The sequence below is a fragment of the Undibacterium sp. TC4M20W genome, from assembly GCF_049340245.1.
Classification (GTDB): Bacteria; Pseudomonadota; Gammaproteobacteria; order Burkholderiales; family Burkholderiaceae_D; genus Undibacterium.
The window spans coordinates 89,260-108,011 of sequence record NZ_JBMPPI010000002.1 but is presented as its reverse complement, the minus strand read 5'-3'; the positions used below and the strand labels follow the sequence as shown (position 1 = coordinate 108,011).

Below are 18,752 nucleotides of genomic sequence, written 5' to 3'. Positions count from 1 at the left end.
GTAATGCCCTGTCAGGATAGACTTCAGGCGTTTATTGGTACTGCACAATCTGTATTGCTACGGGCAGGGCTGGCAACATTGCTGCTTGTTGCTGCCATTCCCATACCAAACAGGTCTTTCGGGTTCATCATTTCAGGGATCAGATCCAGCACCGGTGAATTGGCTTGCATGACATATTTTTCAAGATAACGCATGGCAGAAAAATCTTCCAGCGCAAAACCGACAGAATCAAATACTGTGACTTGCTCAGCATGGCTGCGGCCTGTGGCATTACCTGCCAGGATAGTCCACAGCTCAGTCACTTTGAAGTCTGCCGGCATTTGCTGCAATTCACCTTCTATGCGGGATTGCGGTTCATATTCCACCACCACATGGGCATTATTCAAAATATCTGCATGCAATTCTGTCTTGCCTGGGCAATCGCCACCTACGCCATTGATGTGCATGCCGGGTTCTATCATGTCCGGCGTCAGTATGATGGCATTGGTTTTGTCTGCTGTCACCGTGGTTACGATGTCCGCGCCCTTGACTGCCTCGGCAGTGGAACTGGCACGTATGACACGTAATTCTGGATACATACGCAAATTATGAATTAATTTGTCGGTTGCTGCAGGGTCTATGTCATATACGCGCAACTCTTTGATGCCCAGCATGGCATGAAAAGCCACTGCCTGGAATTCACTTTGCGCACCATTGCCTATCAGGGCCATGACGCGGCTGTCTGGCCTGGCCATGTAAGTCGCTGCCAGAGCAGAGGTGGCAGCAGTGCGTATGGCAGTTGTCAGTGTCAGTTCTGACAGCAGGCGAGGGTAACCAGTATTTACGTCTGCCAGTACACCAAAGGCAGTTACCGTCAGTAAACCAGCCTGGGTGTTTTTTGGGTGGCCATTGACGTATTTGAATGAGTATTGGCTACCATCAGAAATAGGCATCAGCTCTATGACACCCACGTCTGAGTGATTGGCTACCCTTGCAGACTTGTCGAATGACTGCCAGCGCAAATAATCCTCCTTGATCATGCCAGCCAGACGCGCAATGGCATCTTCGAGCCTGGTCTTCTTCAAGTGGTTTTGCAATTCTTTTGTGCCGATGAAGGTCACCATGATGTTCTCCGTGTTTACCGTATTTACAGTATTTATATATAGGGACTTGCGGGAACACATTTCAGAGGCTATTGCGAAATCACCCTGGTTTTCCTGATGTTGCGAGACTTCCATTCACTCTTTCAAAGAAGAGTGATGTCCTGAAAATCCACCAGACCCATTTCGCATCAGGCTCTTGCGCACCTGTTGTGCTATGTATTCTGGTTACCATTGTAGCCAGCCGGGAAAAGAAATAGATTGCTAAATAAGATGTAAATTTCATGTAAATAGAAATTAAGTTTCATATATTAATAATTAGTGTGTTTTAATTTCTCATTTAATGAAGATGACAAAATATCCTGAAAATCAGGGTAAAGCCGGGGGATGAATATGGACGTGTATGACCGCAGTATCTTGCGACATTTGCAACAAGATGGACGCATGAGTAATTTAAGCCTGGCTGAGCGCATACATTTGTCGGCGCCACAGACCCTGCGCAGGGTCAGGACTCTCGAAGAAAAAGGGGTGATACGTTCCTATGTCGCGCAGGTTGCCCCTGAGGCGCTGGGTCTCGGTGTGATGGCATTTGTGAACCTGTCGCTGGACCGTGAACAATTTCGCAATGTGCGTGAGGTAGAGCGGCAATTGAAGGCTTTTCCTGAAATCATAGAATGCCACACCATTTCCGGTGACTTTGATTACATCCTCAAAGTGGTGGCCAGCGATTTGAAAAGCCTGTCTCAATTCCTGACCGACACCCTGATGCAGGTGCCTGGTGTTGCCTCCTTGCGTTCCATGATTTGCATGGAAGAAATCAAACCGGTCAGCGGGTTGCCGATAGATTGATGAATTTGAACTTGCTCACCTTTGCTTGCGCAGATTGCGATAACGTTCTGCCCTGCTGGCGATAGTTGAAATCAGTTTTTCCGGGTCTATGGGTTTACCGAGAAAATCGTCTGCCCCGGTTTCTATGGCGGTCATTTCCTTTTGTATTTCTGTCGATAGAAAGACGATGGGGATGTCAATGTAGCGATTGTTTTGCCGGATGATCTGCGCCATTTCCAGGCCATTGCAGACGGGCATGTTCAAGTCCGTCAGCACCAGTTCAGGCTTGAATTTTTTCAGTGACTCCAGAATTTCACTGGGATCATTGATGGCTTTCACATGCATGCCAGCGCTGCTGAGTATGGCATCGTAATAACTGGCCAGCAATTCATCGTCATCTACGACGAGTATGCGATAAGCCAGCACTTCATTCCTGGCGATTTTTTCATCTATCTTGGCGCTTAATGCCTCCACGTCGAGAGGCTTGAGAAAGTAGCCCGCCGCGCCTTCTCTGACAGCCGCCAGGCGTTGTGTAAAATCGTCCATCTCTGAAATATAAATGATGGGGAAGTTGCTGATGACGCGGTTGGCAATTTTCTTGCGGGTCGCCATTCCGGCAGGGCTATCCACATCCACGACCAGGGCCTGCGGCATCCTGACCATGATGGCGGATTGTAATTCATTGGCCTCATCAAAGCAGACGACTTCATGATGATACAGTTCCAGCGTAGCGGCCAATTGCTGGCCTGCATCAACATCTGAAAAGTACAGATATACCAGACTGCGATAGTCTGCTTGATTAAGCTCTTCAAAGCTATCTTCTTCATTGATTTTTTCAGACTAAGGGAGGTCATTATTCATGATATTGGCGACTTAAATTCCGGTGAATGAAGCAATCGTTATTTGGCTGGCACGAGCATGATGGGGATATTCATAAGCGGGCAATATCGCCCCACAAATGACGCATGGTAAATTTGACTGATACCTGGTCGCGGTGCAAAACTTCGCGTATTGCCATCAGAGGTTTTGCCGTATCACGGCGCAATGGGATCGACAATGGTGTGCCACGCGGCCCCAGCAATGCATGCACATAAGGTGTCGTCGTGGTCTCGCCTTTACCTGTCACCACGGCAGTTTCACCACTTTCCAGCCTGACGAAAGTGCCTATCGGGTAGGTACCCAGCTCCTTGATGAACACAGTGACCAGCATCGGGTCTATCTTGGATTTGCCTTCCACCAGGATGTCGCGCAATGCCGCATTTGGCAGCATGGACTTGCGATAGCTGCGTGCACAGACGCGGGCGCAGTAGCGGTCAGCAAGTGAAATAATCTTGGCGTTTTGCGGGATATCTGCCCCGGTTTTACCGGCAGGGTAACCTGTGCCATCCTCACTCTCATGATGATGCAAGACCCAGGACAGCCAGTCTTCATTATTTACCCCGGCGGCACGCAGCATGGCGACCCCGGCTTCAGGGTGCTGTGAAATTAATTCCTGTTCTGATGCATTCAGGGTTTCGCTTTTTTCTTGCAGCTTTTCCTGCTGCCTCAGCATGGCCACATTCATGGTCAGCGCAGCGGCTGCCAGCAAGAGCATTTCATCGGCAGATTTTTTGAGCGTACGAGCAATCAGCAGTGATACCACGGCAGTATCGACAGAATGCCTGGGCCCATAGTTCTCATCCGGATTCAGCAAAATACAACCCAGCGCTACATCAGGTGCCATGAAGACGGCTGCGCCCATTTTTTTGGTCAGGGAGATAAGCTGGGCTTGTACATCGGCTTCGGTATTGAGGTTATAAACCAGCCTGCGCAATTCTGTGCGCACTGCGTTGATGGTGCGCACAACAGAAGGGGCTTCACTGGCTTTCTCTGCCGCTTTGCCATCGCGCATGCCACCCTCGGATTTGCCGGTATCGGCGAACAGGCCGCGTTCCACCAGAGCCGATACCTGTCCGGCATGGGTGACTATAAAGCCCTTGCGCAACAGCAGGCTGCCATCATTACCATATACATCCCATGGCAAGGCCTGGCCTATGACGATGTCAGACATCCCTATGCGTCTGGTTGACATGCACACCTCGGACGGTGAATGATGCGGGGAAATGAAGCTTGCCGGAGTACCCTGAACACGCATTTATCCTAGCAGAATTCTTTGTCCGTACTTGTTATCAAATGTCAAGAATGGATGAATCCGTTGCTGCTTTGCAGCGCGGTACTTGTGCTTGTGCAGTGCACAGCAATCTTGTGACGCTTGGGAAGAACGCCGTGCTCTTGAGGGGGGCTTACTTATACCGTGCGTTTCGCACCCGCCAGGGCACAACCAAAAAATACGAAGGTGGCAGCACCTATTTTATTCATATAGGAACCGCCTTTTTCTGATGTCAGCCAGGTCTTGGCGCGTCCGGCAAAAATTGCATAGCTGCTATGGATGATGACGATCAGGCCACTATAAGTCATGACCAGTACGGCAAACTGCAGGCCATAGCTCATGGCCGGGTCTATGAATTGCGGGAATACCGACAGGAAAAAGAATATCGCCTTGGGGTTGGTCATCTGCAAAGACAGGCCTTCCATGAAACGCTTCTTGAAGCTGGCTTCATGGGCATTACCTTCCGTGAAACGGAAAGCCGGAGCGCGCCAGAGCTTGATACCCAGGAAAATTAGATAAGCCGCACCCAATAGCTTGAGTACGGTAAATGCGGTAGCCGATACAGCCAGCACGACACCCACGCTGGTCGCAGAAATTGCAGCGACAATCAGCGCACCAAAAGCGATGCCCAGGATGCCGCCAAAAGTGCCACGCATGCCATAGCGCAAGGCATTCGTCAGCGTCATGACCACGCCAGGGCCGGGGCTCAATACGGTGGCTGCTGCCATCAGCAGGAATAAGGGATACAGTTTCATGGAGAGAACTCTGTGTGTGCCAGGAGAAGAAATTGTACGGTTAAAACGTACAGCGGCAGGGATACAGATTTTTGCGTAACAGGCAAAGAAGGGGGATAGTGCAGGAGCAGCTAAAGCCGCGAACTGGCCTTATTGCGCGGGCTGTTCGCGGCCAAAGCCGCTCCTGCAGAGACTGCAAAGATTAATGTGCCTTGGCAAAACGCAGGGCAAATTTCTTGAAATGACGGTAGCTGGCGCCCAGGTCTTGCAAAGAGTCTATAGACTCGGTGATGGATGCGCCTTGCTCGCTGAAATTGCTTTTGAATTCTTCAAATGCAGCTTCAAGCACAGCAGCCAGTTGGTGATTGTACAAGCGTCCAAAATTCAGATGGCGTCTTTTGATGCGCATTTTCATGGTGTTTCCTTTCAGTTGAAGGGCGGATTATAGAGTAAACACGGTGAGGCAGGTATTTACTGTGTTTGCTCAAAAATAACAGATCAGTAATTTACTTGATTCTTTGTTTTTCAAGCTTACGCGCCAGCGTACGTCTGTGCATGCCCAGCCTTCGGGCTGTTTCAGAAATATTAAAGTCAGTCTCAGCCAGTACTTCGTGAATTCTTTCCCACTCCAGATTCTTGATGGACGTAGAGCGATTGGTAATTTCTACCTCTGCCGTGCCAGCGATATGTCCAAAGGCTGCTTCGATATCATCGGTGTTGGACGGTTTGGACAAGTATTGGCATGCGCCCAGTTTGACTGCCTCCACGGCAGTCGCAATGCTGGCAAAACCTGTCAGCACGACGATCAGCATATCGGGATTGTGCTGATGCAAAAGCTGTACGCAGGCCAGGCCCGATGAATGGCCATTGAGCTTCAGGTCAACCACGGCGTAAGCAGGGCTATGGTTTGATAATAGTTTTTCAGCATCTTCCTTGCTGCTTGCGTGCAGCACGGTATAGCCGCGCCGCTCAAACGAGCGGCCCAGTGTGCGGGCAAAAGCAGTATCGTCTTCGATAATGAGTAACAGACGACTTTCTGGCATAGTGAAACAATTCCTGAAGTTAACGCTGTATTTCGTTGAGGTGGAGCAGAGCGGCCATCCAAACTATTCCAGCTCTTGTGACATTGTAAAGTTTTTATTGATTTTCTTACCGGAACAAATCTGCTTAATCTGAGGTTCCTAAAGCATGATCGACGAAAGCGGCAGACTCAATTGTACGATGGCACCGCCATCTTCGCGGTTGGATGCGGTGAAATGACCACCCAGTTTGCGCGCCACATTGACGACGAAAAATAACCCCAGCCCGCTGCCTGGACGGCCCTTGGTCGATTGATACGGCTCTCCTATGCGTGACAGGATGGCCGGGTCGAAACCAGGCCCACGATCGACAACCGTAAATATCAGTGCATCGCCTTCGCGCCTGGCTTCCATGCTCAGCCAGTCAGGCGAAGCTTCCAATGCATTATCGAGCACATTACAGACCATTTGCTTCAAGGCAGTATCAAAGACGATGGGGATATCTTCCTGAATCTGATTGTCGAAACCAAATGAGACGATATAGCGGGTCAAGATAAATTCCTTGGTCAGATCATTCAGGAAGGTGTTGATCGTGGTTTTGAGTGCAGATTCACCGCGTGCTTCCCCGGCAGATAGCAGGATGCCGCTGACGATGCTTTTACAGCGCTGCAACTGCGTTTCCATTTCGCTGATTTCTTCGAGCAACTCAGGGTTTTTCTTGAACTCCGGCATGCGTCGCCAGTCACCCAGGATGACAGACAGCGTTGCCAGCGGTGTCCCCAGTTCATGTGCTGCGCCAGAGGCCAGCAGGCCCATACGCACGATGTGGTCTTCTTCCACAGCACGCTGGTGCAGGTCGGCCAGTTGAACATCCCGCGCATGCAGGTTGCGGCCTATGCGGGTGATAAAGAAAACCAGCAGGGCAGCATTGAGCATGAAGCAAATAATGAAGCCAGCGATATACAAGCGCGATAAGCCGCCAGTTTCACTGGATGGCAAAGGCAAGGGTTCAGAAAAGAGCGATAGTCCGGCCAGGCAGGCACTGGTGATGATGACGATGATCCAGGTGGACCAGGCTTCCAGCAAGACCGCACTTAAAATCACTTGCAGCAGATACAGAAAAGCAAATGGATTCGACGTGCCGCCGCCGAAATACAACTGTGCCGTCAGGCTGAATACGTCGATCAACAAGGCAAAAACCAGTTCGCCATTGGTCACATACACGCGTTCGTGCCAGCGTAAATGGCTGGCAATATTAAAACCTATCAGACAGATCAGCACGGCCAGCATTTTGACCAGAGGCAACTGTATGCCAAAGCCAAACATGACGATCAATATGGTTGATAACTGACCAAACACGGCAAGCCATCGCAGCTGTATAAGCTGCAACATGTTCTTGTGACCTGCCGAGTTTTCGTACTCTATCGCAATAGCAGACTGTTTTTCTGGGATTTTTGTTGCGGTTTTTGCCACTATGCCTTGCCCGATGCTATGAGGAAGTATTTTTCTTATCATGCTTGCCATGTCCCGTTATTGTGCTTTTTAGTGCATGCTAACAGATCATGGGCTCTATATTAAATTTGCAACTCCAGCCTGGTTTATGCGGTATTCCCTGCCTTGACGGCCTTGGTATTTTTTTTATCCCGCATGACCCGCATGACATATGCCCAGGCTGCTGCCGTCATGGCTGCCAGCGAGAACCAGACTACGGCATAAATTAAATGGTTGTTGTGAAAATGAATCACGGTCAAGCCGGCGACAGGGGCGTTGGCGGACACTTCCTTTTGCTGGGCGCCGGGCTTGTTGCTGGCCGGGCTTGCATCGGCGTCGATAAAGAAAGGGGCAGGCCTGGTCAAGCCAGTTGCAACAGCAATGGCGTTCACATCGCGTGAATACCAGCGATTGCCAGTGGGATCATTTTTCCTTAAAAAACCTCCAGCTGGTTCTGTCATGCGCAACAGACCGGTGACCTGCATGATGCTGGCGTCAGATGTGGACAGGCGATCTTTTTCTGAAGATATCCGGTAAGACGCAGCCATTTTTTCCGGGATAAAACCACGGTTGATCAGTATCGTAGTGCCATCTGCAGTCGCCAGCGGCGTCATGACCCAAAAGCCGCCGCCCAATTCTGTCGTGGCTTGCGCCAGTATGGTTTTCTCATACAGGAAAACGCCACTGACCTGCACATGGCGGTACTCATCCGCACTGGCATTGATGTGTGGCCATAGTGAAAAACCGGGAATGGGGACTGGTTCTGCGTGTACACGCTGTTCAACCCGCTCTATCAAATCGAGCTTCCATTGAAGGCGTAGTACCTGCCATGTAGCAAGTGAAATGAAGCCCGCAAAAATAACTGCCATGCAGGCCGTGAAGCTTATTCTGAATAAACTGGAGTGCCGGGCAAGATGCCTGCTGGGCTGATCTGACTTTGACGCCAGATCAGCTCCTTTACCTGTCATTCCTGGTTCAGGTTCGTTCATTGCATGGATGGCATAGGCTTCGCATTGTCCGCTGCTGGACTGGATGCCGCTGCAGGTATTGATTGTGCTTCAGGTTTTGACATGGGCATAAGCTCGCCTTTTATCGATTCCGGCTTTGTTTCTGCTTCATGCATCATGCCAGGCATCATATTGTGATTCAGGTGATACATGACCCATAGCGATCCGCTCATCATGATAAATACCAGCATGCCGGTGAACAGCAGGGCCAGCATGGTCCAGCCGCCCTCTGATTTGCTATTCATGTGCAGGAAATACACCATGTGCACGACGATCTGTATCGCCGCAAATACCAGCAGGACTATGCCTGTGGTGCTCGACTTGTTCATGACTTTGCCCATGACCAGCCAGAAGGGTATCGCAGTCAAAATCACCGCCAGGATAAATCCGGTGGCATATTCCTTCAGGCTGCCATGGTTGGCGTGGGTATGTCCATGGTGATCATCATGATGATCATGCGCCGTATGTTCTTGGTGTGCGCTCATGGCAAGACTCCCATCAAATAAACAAAGGTAAATACACCAATCCAGATCACGTCCAGGAAATGCCAGAACATCGACAGGCACATCAGCCTCCTGCCATTTTCTGGCGTCAGGCCATGGCGACCTATCTGGAACATCAGGGTAATCAGCCAGATAATGCCAAAAGTCACGTGCAGGCCGTGCGTACCAACCAAGGCAAAGAAAGAGGTCAGAAAGCCACTGCGTTGTGGGCCCGCACCTTCGTGTATCAGGTGGGCAAACTCATACAGTTCCAGACTGATAAAACCTGCACCCAGCAAACCAGTAATAGCCAGCCAGATCAAGGTGGCTTTCACACGCTTGCGCTGCATTTCCAGCATGGCAAAGCCATACGTGATCGACGATAACAGCAGCAGGGAGGTATTGACTGCAACCAGCGGCAAGTCAAACAATTCTGCACCGGTAGGACCACCTGCATAGTTGCGGCCCAATACCGCATAGGTCGCAAACAGACAGGCGAAGATCAGGCAATCGCTCATCAGGTAAAGCCAGAAGCCTAGCAGGGTGCCGTTTTCCGGATGGTGTTCCTTGACATAGAAATCGCTGCTGGCAAAAGTGCGAGCCTGCGAAGTTGCACTGGTATTCAAGTTCGTGCCCTCGTTAGGGATAGTTGCAGTATTAGACATGGGCGGCACCTGCCAGACGGCTGCGTTCTTCTTCTGTGCGGATAACATCAGCAACAGGGATGTAGTAATCACGCTTGTAATTAAAGGTGTGAACGATGATGGCAGCCATCATGGCGACAAAGCCCAGCACTGCTGGCAACCACATCTGCCAGATGAGGGCGAAGCCACAGGCTGCGCTCAGCAAGGCGATGATGAAGCCGGCCCCAGTATTTTTAGGCATATGGATAGGTACGAAACCATCTGTAGGCCTTTGGTATTGCTTGCTCTTCATATCAGCCCAGGCGTCGTTGTCATACACTTTGGGTGTAAACGCAAAGTTGTAGTCTGCAGGTGGCGAAGAGGTAGACCATTCCAGCGTACGGCCACCCCATGGGTCACCAGTAAAGTCACGCAGCGATGCACGATTCTTGAAGCTGACATACAACTGTATGATGAAGGATGCAATACCCAGTGCAATCAGGACGGCACCGAAAGCAGCGATCTGGAACCAGATCTGCAGGGATGGATCTTCAAAATGGCTCAGGCGACGGGTCACACCCATCAGGCCCAGCACATACAAAGGCATGAAAGCGAAATAGAAACCGATAGTCCAGAACCAGAAGCAGCATTTGCCCCAGAAATCATCGAGCTTATAACCAAAAGCCTTGGGGAACCAGTAGTTGATACCCGCAAACATGCCAAACAATACACCACCGATAATCACGTTGTGGAAGTGGGCAATCAGGAACAGACTGTTGTGCAGGACAAAGTCAGCAGGCGGTACCGCCAGCAAGACACCTGTCATGCCGCCGATAACGAAAGTGATCATGAAACCCATGGTCCACAGCATCGGCAATTCAAAACGGATACGGCCACGGTACATCGTGAACAACCAGTTGAATATCTTCGCCCCGGTAGGGATAGAGATAATCATGGTCGTGATACCGAAGAAGGAATTGACACTCGCGCCAGACCCCATCGTAAAGAAGTGATGCAGCCATACCAGGTAAGACAAGATGGTGATAACCACGGTCGCATACACCATCGAGGTATAACCAAACAAACGCTTGCTACAGAAGGTAGAGACGATTTCAGAGAACACACCAAATGCAGGCAAGACCAGGATATAAACCTCAGGGTGACCCCAGATCCAGATCAGGTTCACATACATCATGGAGTTGCCACCCAGATCATTGGTGAAGAAATTGGTGCCAAACATGCGGTCGAGTGACAACATGCCCAATACCGCAGTCAGTACAGGGAAGGCAGCAACGATCAAAATGTTGGTGCACAGTGCAGTCCAGGTAAACACCGGCATCTTCATCATCGTCATGCCAGGCGCGCGCATCTTGATGATGGTGGCGATCAGGTTGATACCTGAGAGCAGGGTGCCGACACCGGCAATCTGCAGTGACCAGATGTAGTAATCAACACCCACGTCCGGGCTGGACATGATGCCGGACAGCGGCGGGTAAGCGAGCCAGCCGGTGCGGGCAAATTCACCAACAAACAGCGATACCATGACCAGGCCACCACCGAATGCTGTCATCCAGAAACTGAAATTGTTCAGGAAAGGGAAGGCAACGTCGCGTGCACCGATTTGCAGTGGTACCACATAGTTCATCAAACCGGTAACCAAAGGCATGGCCACGAAGAAAATCATGATCACGCCATGCGCGGTAAAGATCTGGTCGTAGTGATGCGGTGGCAGGAAACCTGCTGTATCACCAAAGGCGATTGCCTGTTGCAAGCGCATCATGAGGGCGTCAGCAAAGCCGCGCAGCAGCATGACAATAGCAAAAATCACATACATGATGCCTATCTTTTTATGGTCGATACTGGTAAACCAGTCGCGCCACAAATTGCCCCATACGCGGAAATACGTCAGTGCGCCAAGAAGGCCTATGCCACCAAGAGCGACAGCGATAAAGGTCGCCAGCAGGATGGGTTCATGAAAGGGAATCACGTCCCATGAAAGACGGCCGAAGATGAGCTTGGTCAAATTGAGTTGGTCTTGCATCATTTATTTCCGGTGATAATGGAGGACACTGCAGGGGACGCTACGGGAGATGCTTTGCAAATGTCAGCGCCCAGATAAGCCAGCAAGCGTGCTGTGCGTGCGGCGTTATCTTTTTCCAGGCTTTGCGTGAACAAATTGCTGAAATCCATTTTTGCTTCAGATGCAGCATAGGCTCTGGCATTTGCCTTTGCATCACTCATCATCATCTTGTCCATGCAGACTTCACCTGTGGCAACGCAGCGATTCAAAATGGCATGATACAAATCTGCATCGACACTGGCGTAATGGCGCACCGGCTCGCGCTCACTCGGTTTTTCCAGTTTCAGATAAGTCGCACGGTCCAGCGTTTGCGTCTTGGCTCTGGTCGCTTGCACCCATTGTTCAAAATTCTGCGCGCTCATGCCGTGGAATTTGAAGCGCATGTCAGAGAAACCTGCGCCACTGTAATTGGCGGAAAAGCCATCAAATTCACCCGGCTTATTGATCACTGCATTGAGCGTAGTCTGCATGCCCGGCATCGCATAGATCTGGCCAGCCAGTGCAGGGATGAAGAAAGAATTCATGACATTTGATGCGGTAATCTTGAAGCGCACAGGCACATCTACTGGTGCCGCCAACTCATTGACGGTGGCAATGCCAAGGTCCGGGTAAATGAACAGCCATTTCCAGTCCAGCGCCACAACTTCAACGTTGAGGACTTTTGTGTCAGCAGGAATAGGGCGGTTTTCATCGAGGCGTGACAGCTTGCGATAAGGGTCCAGCGTATGCGTGCTGATCCAGGTGATCAGGCCCAGGGCGATGATGATCAGCAGCGGTGCACCCCAGATCACGAGCTCAAGCTGGGTAGAATGGTCCCAGTCTGGCTCATACTTTGCTGAAGTGTTATTTTTACGGTAACGCCAGGCAAATAAAATGGTTAGAAAGATAACTGGTACAATGATCAGCAACATCAACAGCGTAGATACCCATATCAAATGGCTTTGTTGAGCGGCGATATCGCCTGACGGATTCATTACAACCGTGTTGCAACCCGCCAACAAAATTGCAGAAAAAACAGCAAATCCGCGTCGTGCAAATAAGGGAATCATATTGAGATAGGTCAATGATTATAGAAATTTGTGCTAATGTAACTCTACAAAAAGGCCTTGGCGATTGGACGTTTTGTCCTAGTTTTCAAATAAGCATCAGAAACGAAGATCGCACAGGAGCCAGACTATAATTTTTGAGACAATTTGAGGGACCATCATGGCAAGCATCAGCACCAATGAAAATGAACTGCCCTCCAGCGCTATGGCAGCTACTGAAAGCGGGAATGTCAGAAATACCAGAAACACTAAATCTGACCATTCCTCAATCGCGCCCGGCGAAATCGCCATAGGCGTCGTTATCGGGCGCGCCTCTGAATATTTTGATTTCTTTGTCTATGCACTGGCCTCAGTGCTGGTTTTCCCCCAGGTTTTCTTTCCATTTGAACAAAGACTGGAGGGTACATTGTATGCCTTCGTGATCTTTGCATTTGCATTTTTGGCACGTCCATTTGGCACCGTAGCTTTTATGGAAATCCAGAAGAGGCTGGGACGTGAAGCCAAGCTCACTATTGCCTTGTTCTTGCTCGGTGTATCTACTGCAGGCATTGCATTTCTGCCAACTTATTCGCATCTGGGCGCAACTTCCATCGTCTTGCTGTCCTTGTTACGCATAGGCCAGGGCTTTGCACTGGGCGGCTCATGGGATGGTTTGCCTTCTTTGCTGGCCCTGAACGCGCCTGAAAACAAGCGCGGCTGGTATGCCATGCTGGGGCAACTGGGCGCGCCAGTCGGCTTCATGATTGCAGCAGGCCTGTTTGCCTACATGCTTGCCAATTTATCGACTGAAGACTTTTTGGAATGGGGCTGGCGTTATCCGTTCTATGTCGCATTCGCAATCAATGTGGTAGCCCTGTTTGCCCGCTTGCGCCTGGTCTCAACCAATGAATACAAGCATTTGCTGGACGAGCGCGAACTCGAGCCTACCAATATCATCGAAATGACCCGCTCACAAGGCCGTAACCTGCTCATCGGGGCACTGGCAGCTTTGGCCAGCTACGCATTGTTTCATCTTGTTACCGTGTTCCCCTTGTCGTGGATCACGATTTACTCCAAACGGTCGCTCAGCGAGTTTTTGGAAATTCAGATGGTAGGTGCAGTATTGATGATACTGGGTATCGTTATTTCTGGCCTGATTGCCGACCGTATTGGCCGCCGCAAAATGTTATTTGCGCTGGCATTGATGATAGCAGTGCTGAGTGGCTTCGTCCCCGCCCTGATGGATGGTGGTGAGCTTGGCCAGGATATTTTTATTTTGCTGGGCTTTGGCGTACTGGGATTGTCGTATGGGCAGGCATCAGGTGCTGTGACCTCTAATTTTTCTCCCAAATACCGCTATACCGGCGCAGCCCTGACATCTGACCTGGCATGGCTGGTGGGTGCAGGTTTCGCTCCACTGGTGGCGCTGGGGCTGTCATCCCATTTTGGGCTGGAATATGTCAGTCTCTACCTGTTGTCAGGCGCGGCATGTTCGGTAGCCGCATTGAGCTTGAATCGCGCTCTGGAAATTAGAAACTAATCGACAGCTAATTTTTGTAAGTCAATAAAGTCATTTTCGTAAGAGCGGCTTCAGCCGCGATAGTTTTGCCGTATCGGTTATTTCGGTCGTGCAAGACGTTCGCGGCTGAAGCCGCTCCTACATGACGTATCTGATGTTTTACGTCTTTTCCCCCATATCTCTTCGCATACAAAAAATCCCGGTAAGTCAATATTTCAAATTTCACGGCAATCAGTCCAACCATGACTTCTGGCACTGTTGATAACAGAGCCCATCCCCTAAGCTAGCCTGGTTTTTGCAATCTGGCGAGAAAGATTTTCGCCAGCGAGGCAAAAATCTTTCTTTCATCTTAGAGGATTCAACAATGAAACGCATTTTCTGCTTATCCCTAGTTTTTGCAGCTACCTTGAGCAATGCCAGTCATGCTCAGGATGTTTATGTCGGTGCCGCCGTCGGCAGAAGCTACTCCAGCAGTCTTAATTTTAATGACGCTGGCACGCAAAATGATTTCAGCAGCAAAGACAAGGCCATGCCCCTGAAGATTTTTGTTGGCTATGAGGCTAACCAGAATCTGGGAGTCGAGCTGGGTTATAAGAATTTTGGCAGCGCCACGATAGATCCTGTGCCTGGATCAGGCTCTACAGTGACCACCCGTGCCAATGCCTGGTATGTTGCAGCCAAGGGCAGCATGTCCCTGGCCGAGGATTTGTCCTTGTTTGGCAAGCTGGGTGCTACCCACATGAATACTCACTTTACTGGTGCGGGCGAGTTGCGTGCACTGAGTGCATCCACTGACAAGGCGGGTTTGTATGCCGCGGTAGGAACTGCTTATCAGCTCACCAAAAATCTTGCCCTGACGCTGGAACTGGAAAGTTTTGGCATCGCGAAGGAAAAAAACATGAAGTTCAATATGAATGGATTGTCCGCTGGTATCCGTTACCAGTTTTAATCGCTAAAGATAGCGCCAGAATTTCGTTGCAGGCAGAACCAGGTCTTGCAACGAAATAGTCGCGAAGAAATAAGCACAAAGAAACAAGCACGAAGAAACAAGCACGAAGAAACAAGCATCCACAGCTCAATAGTGATAAGTCAGTGAGGTCAACAAGCTGACAGTATTCGTTTTCGTTGTCAGTGGGCTGTTGGCGGCACTACCCCATAATCGATTGATACCGATACGTGTGGAGAAATCATATTTTGGACTCAATTCCACATTCCAGCCCACTTGCAAAGAGGTGTTCTTGATGCCTGCTTTGGCAGTGTATGCCGGCAAGCCGCTGTACAGCGCTTGTTCAGGGCTGATGCCAAAATACGATTGCATATAATGCTTATTCGCCAGAGTCAGGCCTACTTCTGCTAACAGGCTCTGGTGCGGTGCCAGGGGCATGCTGAACCAGCTTGCCATATACAGACGTATGCCCTGATGCTGTGTGCCAGCGCCATAATCCAGGCGTGAACGAAAACCTAAGCGATGGTCTACGCGATAATTAAAGTAAGCACCCGGTGTAAATACCAGTGATGAAGATGCATTGCGGTCTGCGCTCTTTGTCTGCAATTCATAACTCAGCAAAGGACCATATTGCAGATGCTGCGGTGAGGGCAGGCGCAGGCCAATTTCTCCAGGCGCGAGAAAAACACCATTACTCCACACGACCGAAGCAAAGGGCAGCAGGTAAAATTTTTGCTTGTCGCTTCCTTCATAGCTGGGTGCGATGAGTGCCGCTATTCCCAGGTTAATGTCGGTAGAGCCCTCTGGCATCATGTCAGGCTTTTGCGCTTGCACCATGTGGCAAAAAGCGCTGCAAACCAGCAGTAAGTATTTTTTCTTGAGCATGAGGTCAAATACAGCCCAGTTCTATGCCGCGCAAGGCGGCGCGCATGCGGTCGCGTACAGCTAATTTAGACAAGATACTGGACACATGATTTTTGATGGTTCCCTCTCCCAGGCCCATTGCCGTTGCAATTTCATGATTATTCAATCCTGCCGCCATCAGGGCCAGGGTTTCGATTTCACGTTCTGTCAGACTGTCACGTAGGCGTTTGTCTTCACTGGCTTTGGTAGTGCCTGGGGTTTCGTATGATGCGCGATTACGCTCTGTCAATGCAGGGCGAAACAAGGTGGCTCCCGTCGCGACACGACGTATGCCTTCGGCCAGTCTTTCCGGGGAAATATCCTTGAGCAAAAATCCCCTGGCACCTGCGCGCATGCCAGCAAACAGTACATCATCGTCATCGAAAGTCGTCAGCAGTATGGTCGGAGGCAAGTTACTATGGGTTTGCAGTAATTCTATGCCGGTACATACAGGCATGCGTACATCGAGCAAGAGCACATCAGCCTGGGTTTGCCGGATGACGGCAATCGCTTCCTCGCCATTGGCAGCTTCAGCAACGACACGGATATCGTCGGTCAGATTCAGCAAGCCACGTATGCCACTACGCACCAGCATCTGGTCATCGACCAGGATCACTTTGATCATGCCAGCGTCCTTTCATTGGGTATATTGATCTTCAGCATGAAGCCAGCTTCGGGATGATTCGTAGCGAGCAGACTGCCGCCAAGTTCTGCAATTCTTTCGCGCATGCCTTGCAAGCCATTGCCTTCTTTTAATTGCTGGCAGCCCTGGCCATTGTCATGTACCAGGACTTGTATGACTTTCCCACTTTCATTCGACGTCAGGTCTATGCGCATGTCAGTGGCCAGCGAATGACGCATGGTATTGCTGATGGCTTCTTGTATGCAGCAAAACAAGGTATGGGCGCCGGCAGGTGTGTGCAGCTTGAGTGCTCCGGTAAAACTCAGTTGTATCTTTGGTTGAGGAATACCGGCGCACAAGCTCTCCAGTGCATGGCGCAAATCAATATCTTGTTCGCGCCTTTCCTTGCTAACGATATCCCTGACCTCTGCCAGCAAACTGCCCGCTAGTTCTGAAGACAGGTTCAGGGACTCCAGCCTCGCTTCATCTGTTTGTCGCAAGGCCAGGTTCAGATGCAGGTTCAGGGCTGTCAGGTGATGGCCGACGATGTCGTGCAAGTCTCGCGCAATGCGCATACGTTCAGAGACGCGCACGGTTTCTGTCAGCAAGGATTGCGTTGCCAGCAATTCTGCATTGGCTTTTGCCAGTTGCAAACGACCGCGCCGTTCCAGTACGCTGACATGACATGCTGCAAACACCATGATTTGCAAGACCAGTTCACCACCCTGATACAGCAGGAAGATACGCATATTCGCATCTGTGTCTATGACCGCAGCGGCAGACCAGATGGCAATGCCTGCATGCAGAAAAATTTGTGTCAGCAACCACGGCAAGCTTTTCCTTAGTGGGTAGAGAAAAGCCAGTTCGGCGGCAACTATATATAAAAAAGCAGAATTAACGCCCAGCCCTATAGTCAGCTGCAATGACAGCAGTATCGTATCTGCGACCCTGGCAGGCCTGTCCGCTGCCAGAAGGTGGACATGGCGGGTGCGCAGCCACAGCAATACCGCGAATGCCAGGCTGAATAGCGTATAGCTGTAGAAAAATAAAGAATGAATCAGCTCACTTCTGTCTGATCCCGCCCTGGTCAGGCTGGGGGCTGGGCTAAATTGTGCGGCTGTCCAGATTGCGGCCTGGCCAAGCAGGCTGTGCATGTCATCCGCCTGTGCACCACGTAGCCACAATAGCAGGCTTTCCAGTCCTGCAATGAAAAGGCTCAGCGCTATCCCGGCTATGACGGCGCGATGGCGAGCAAACCTGAGTATGACTTTCTTCAATGAGGGCCTTGTGATCAAGAGCGACTGAAACTGCGACTGAATTAGCTTGCCAGGGCATGTGGGTGAGCGGCGCAATTTTACGCTAAGCGATACCTCATGGGGAGTGCCAGAAGTCATGGTTTGAAAATTCCCTTTCGGGCCGGGCTTAATTGAATCGGGATGCTCTAGAATGCATGCTTTGGCCCCAGTGCTGCTCTGCCTGCTCTTTGATGAAGTGCTACTTGTCGTTATTCCTTGCGTTACTCCTTGCCGCAATCCCCGGCCAGATCATTGCTGAGGAAGTTCAGCAAGTGGAAATTGCAGCTTTGCGTAATGCCGAGTGGGGCAGTTATCGCCATGCCTACAAGGCCTATAATTTCTTTGCGACTTATACCAGTGACCGGCCCTTGATACAGGCGCATATGCAATTGCGTCCCTCAGCAAATGCCAGGGATGCATCGCTGGCTGGTTTGCGGCTGCAACTGAGTGGAGAAAAAACCAGGCTGGATATTGCTGTCGATGCCATGGGCCGCGTCAGCTTGCCGATGTTAAAACAGGCTTATGATGAAGATGCAGTCTTGCGTCTGAATCGTCCGCAAGGGCAGTTTTACTTCAGCGGTCGTTATTCCATCAAGGAGCGCGAAGATGGTATTTATGATGTTGCAGAACTGCGCAGTGCTTGCGAACAGTTGATCAGCGCCCAGCGCGAATCGGGTTATCGCATACGCTTGATAGGCAAGAAGTGTGCTGGCATCAAGTTCATCTATGCACTCAATGACAACAAAAATGATAGCAAGATTGCCATCAGTTTCAGGGATGCTGTACAGCTACCACGTGATTTGCCTGTGAGCGAGACCACGCCATTTGAAGATGACTCCATGGGCAAGTACAGAGTGGCGCTCTACAAGTTTTCTGACTGGCCAGCGACAGGGAAAATCATCGCGACCAGCAAGCCACTGGCCATAGGGACCTTGTACGATTAGTCCTAT

19 protein-coding genes are annotated in these 18,752 nt (G+C 50.5%); 4 read left to right on the top strand and 15 right to left on the bottom strand.

Annotated features, from left to right (window positions below; genetic code table 11):
- Nucleotides 1-23: 23 nt before the first annotated feature.
- Entirely contained in the window at nt 24-1,103 is a 1,080-nt protein-coding gene (locus ACO0LL_RS02970; RefSeq protein ID WP_422949410.1) for an ornithine cyclodeaminase, read from the bottom strand.
- A gap of 369 nt (nt 1,104-1,472) precedes the next feature.
- On the opposite strand from ACO0LL_RS02970, the gene ACO0LL_RS02965 reads away from it, so the two are divergent.
- Nucleotides 1,473-1,928 (top strand): Lrp/AsnC family transcriptional regulator, encoded by a 456-nt coding sequence (locus ACO0LL_RS02965; RefSeq protein WP_422949681.1) that lies wholly within the window; start codon nt 1,473-1,475, stop codon nt 1,926-1,928.
- A 15-nt stretch (nt 1,929-1,943) separates the two neighbouring features.
- Here the strand turns inward: ACO0LL_RS02965 and ACO0LL_RS02960 are convergent, their stop codons facing one another.
- From ACO0LL_RS02960 to cyoA, 11 genes are all read right to left on the bottom strand, one after another.
- Nucleotides 1,944-2,645 (bottom strand): response regulator, encoded by a 702-nt coding sequence (locus ACO0LL_RS02960; RefSeq protein WP_422949409.1) that lies wholly within the window; start codon nt 2,643-2,645, stop codon nt 1,944-1,946.
- Between the two features lie 193 nt (nt 2,646-2,838).
- Nucleotides 2,839-3,978, bottom strand: coding sequence for an HD-GYP domain-containing protein (locus ACO0LL_RS02955; protein WP_422949408.1), 1,140 nt, complete (start codon nt 3,976-3,978; stop codon nt 2,839-2,841).
- A gap of 215 nt (nt 3,979-4,193) precedes the next feature.
- Complete coding sequence (locus tag ACO0LL_RS02950) at nt 4,194-4,811, bottom strand: LysE family translocator (RefSeq protein ID WP_422949407.1); 618 nt, start codon at nt 4,809-4,811, stop codon at nt 4,194-4,196.
- Between the two features lie 181 nt (nt 4,812-4,992).
- Entirely contained in the window at nt 4,993-5,205 is a 213-nt protein-coding gene (locus tag ACO0LL_RS02945; protein WP_422949406.1) for a hypothetical protein, read from the bottom strand.
- A 91-nt stretch (nt 5,206-5,296) separates the two neighbouring features.
- Complete coding sequence (locus ACO0LL_RS02940) at nt 5,297-5,833, bottom strand: response regulator transcription factor (RefSeq protein WP_422949405.1); 537 nt, start codon at nt 5,831-5,833, stop codon at nt 5,297-5,299.
- Nucleotides 5,834-5,971: 138 nt separating this feature from the next.
- Nucleotides 5,972-7,324 carry an ATP-binding protein gene (locus ACO0LL_RS02935; RefSeq protein WP_422949680.1) on the bottom strand — a complete coding sequence of 451 codons (1,353 nt, stop codon included), beginning with the start codon at nt 7,322-7,324 and terminating at the stop codon, nt 5,972-5,974.
- 83 nt (nt 7,325-7,407) lie between these two features.
- Nucleotides 7,408-8,169: an SURF1 family protein gene (locus ACO0LL_RS02930; protein ID WP_422949404.1), complete on the bottom strand. Its 762-nt coding sequence runs from the start codon at nt 8,167-8,169 to the stop codon at nt 7,408-7,410.
- A gap of 116 nt (nt 8,170-8,285) precedes the next feature.
- On the bottom strand, nt 8,286-8,792 hold the full coding sequence (gene cyoD / locus ACO0LL_RS02925; protein WP_422949403.1) for a cytochrome o ubiquinol oxidase subunit IV: 507 nt from the start codon (nt 8,790-8,792) through the stop codon (nt 8,286-8,288).
- Complete coding sequence (gene cyoC, locus ACO0LL_RS02920) at nt 8,789-9,454, bottom strand: cytochrome o ubiquinol oxidase subunit III (RefSeq protein WP_232063239.1); 666 nt, start codon at nt 9,452-9,454, stop codon at nt 8,789-8,791. The genes cyoD and cyoC overlap by 4 nt, the downstream gene beginning before the upstream one ends.
- Nucleotides 9,447-11,453 (bottom strand): cytochrome o ubiquinol oxidase subunit I, encoded by a 2,007-nt coding sequence (gene cyoB, locus ACO0LL_RS02915; protein ID WP_422949402.1) that lies wholly within the window; start codon nt 11,451-11,453, stop codon nt 9,447-9,449. The genes cyoC and cyoB overlap by 8 nt, the downstream gene beginning before the upstream one ends.
- Entirely contained in the window at nt 11,453-12,541 is a 1,089-nt protein-coding gene (cyoA, locus tag ACO0LL_RS02910) for a ubiquinol oxidase subunit II (protein WP_422949401.1), read from the bottom strand. The genes cyoB and cyoA overlap by 1 nt, the downstream gene beginning before the upstream one ends.
- Nucleotides 12,542-12,743: 202 nt before the next feature.
- On the opposite strand from cyoA, the gene ACO0LL_RS02905 reads away from it, so the two are divergent.
- Nucleotides 12,744-14,057, top strand: coding sequence for an MFS transporter (locus ACO0LL_RS02905; RefSeq protein WP_422949679.1), 1,314 nt, complete (start codon nt 12,744-12,746; stop codon nt 14,055-14,057).
- Nucleotides 14,058-14,400: 343 nt separating this feature from the next.
- Nucleotides 14,401-14,985 (top strand): outer membrane beta-barrel protein, encoded by a 585-nt coding sequence (locus ACO0LL_RS02900; RefSeq protein ID WP_422949400.1) that lies wholly within the window; start codon nt 14,401-14,403, stop codon nt 14,983-14,985.
- Between the two features lie 126 nt (nt 14,986-15,111).
- On the opposite strand, the gene ACO0LL_RS02895 is transcribed toward ACO0LL_RS02900, so the two are convergent.
- Genes ACO0LL_RS02895 through ACO0LL_RS02885 form a run of 3 tightly spaced genes read right to left on the bottom strand, consistent with a single transcriptional unit; the run spans nt 15,112 to nt 17,784 of the window.
- Entirely contained in the window at nt 15,112-15,867 is a 756-nt protein-coding gene (locus tag ACO0LL_RS02895; RefSeq protein ID WP_422949399.1) for a MipA/OmpV family protein, read from the bottom strand.
- 4 nt (nt 15,868-15,871) lie between these two features.
- Nucleotides 15,872-16,510 (bottom strand): response regulator, encoded by a 639-nt coding sequence (locus ACO0LL_RS02890; RefSeq protein ID WP_422949398.1) that lies wholly within the window; start codon nt 16,508-16,510, stop codon nt 15,872-15,874.
- On the bottom strand, nt 16,507-17,784 hold the full coding sequence (locus ACO0LL_RS02885) for a sensor histidine kinase (protein ID WP_422949397.1): 1,278 nt from the start codon (nt 17,782-17,784) through the stop codon (nt 16,507-16,509). The genes ACO0LL_RS02890 and ACO0LL_RS02885 overlap by 4 nt, the downstream gene beginning before the upstream one ends.
- 290 nt (nt 17,785-18,074) lie before the next feature.
- Between ACO0LL_RS02885 and ACO0LL_RS02880 the strand changes: the two genes are divergently transcribed.
- Nucleotides 18,075-18,746, top strand: coding sequence for a hypothetical protein (locus ACO0LL_RS02880; protein ID WP_422949396.1), 672 nt, complete (start codon nt 18,075-18,077; stop codon nt 18,744-18,746).
- Nucleotides 18,747-18,752 lie beyond the last annotated feature (6 nt).

Bases quoted from the DNA above. Each gene is read 5' to 3' on its own strand.
- ACO0LL_RS02970 (WP_422949410.1), bottom strand. From the start codon at position 1,103: ATGGTGACCTTCATCGGCACAAAAGAATTGCAAAACCACTTGAAGAAG.
- ACO0LL_RS02965 (WP_422949681.1), top strand. From the start codon at position 1,473: ATGGACGTGTATGACCGCAGTATCTTGCGACATTTGCAACAAGATGGA.
- ACO0LL_RS02955 (WP_422949408.1), bottom strand. From the start codon at position 3,978: ATGTCAACCAGACGCATAGGGATGTCTGACATCGTCATAGGCCAGGCC.
- ACO0LL_RS02950 (WP_422949407.1), bottom strand. From the start codon at position 4,811: ATGAAACTGTATCCCTTATTCCTGCTGATGGCAGCAGCCACCGTATTG.
- ACO0LL_RS02945 (WP_422949406.1), bottom strand. From the start codon at position 5,205: ATGAAAATGCGCATCAAAAGACGCCATCTGAATTTTGGACGCTTGTAC.
- ACO0LL_RS02940 (WP_422949405.1), bottom strand. From the start codon at position 5,833: ATGCCAGAAAGTCGTCTGTTACTCATTATCGAAGACGATACTGCTTTT.
- ACO0LL_RS02935 (WP_422949680.1), bottom strand. From the start codon at position 7,324: ATGATAAGAAAAATACTTCCTCATAGCATCGGGCAAGGCATAGTGGCA.
- ACO0LL_RS02930 (WP_422949404.1), bottom strand. From the start codon at position 8,169: ATGGCAGTTATTTTTGCGGGCTTCATTTCACTTGCTACATGGCAGGTA.
- cyoD (WP_422949403.1), bottom strand. From the start codon at position 8,792: ATGAGCGCACACCAAGAACATACGGCGCATGATCATCATGATGATCAC.
- cyoC (WP_232063239.1), bottom strand. From the start codon at position 9,454: ATGTCTAATACTGCAACTATCCCTAACGAGGGCACGAACTTGAATACC.
- cyoB (WP_422949402.1), bottom strand. From the start codon at position 11,453: ATGCAAGACCAACTCAATTTGACCAAGCTCATCTTCGGCCGTCTTTCA.
- cyoA (WP_422949401.1), bottom strand. From the start codon at position 12,541: ATGATTCCCTTATTTGCACGACGCGGATTTGCTGTTTTTTCTGCAATT.
- ACO0LL_RS02905 (WP_422949679.1), top strand. From the start codon at position 12,744: ATGGCAGCTACTGAAAGCGGGAATGTCAGAAATACCAGAAACACTAAA.
- ACO0LL_RS02900 (WP_422949400.1), top strand. From the start codon at position 14,401: ATGAAACGCATTTTCTGCTTATCCCTAGTTTTTGCAGCTACCTTGAGC.
- ACO0LL_RS02895 (WP_422949399.1), bottom strand. From the start codon at position 15,867: ATGCTCAAGAAAAAATACTTACTGCTGGTTTGCAGCGCTTTTTGCCAC.
- ACO0LL_RS02890 (WP_422949398.1), bottom strand. From the start codon at position 16,510: ATGATCAAAGTGATCCTGGTCGATGACCAGATGCTGGTGCGTAGTGGC.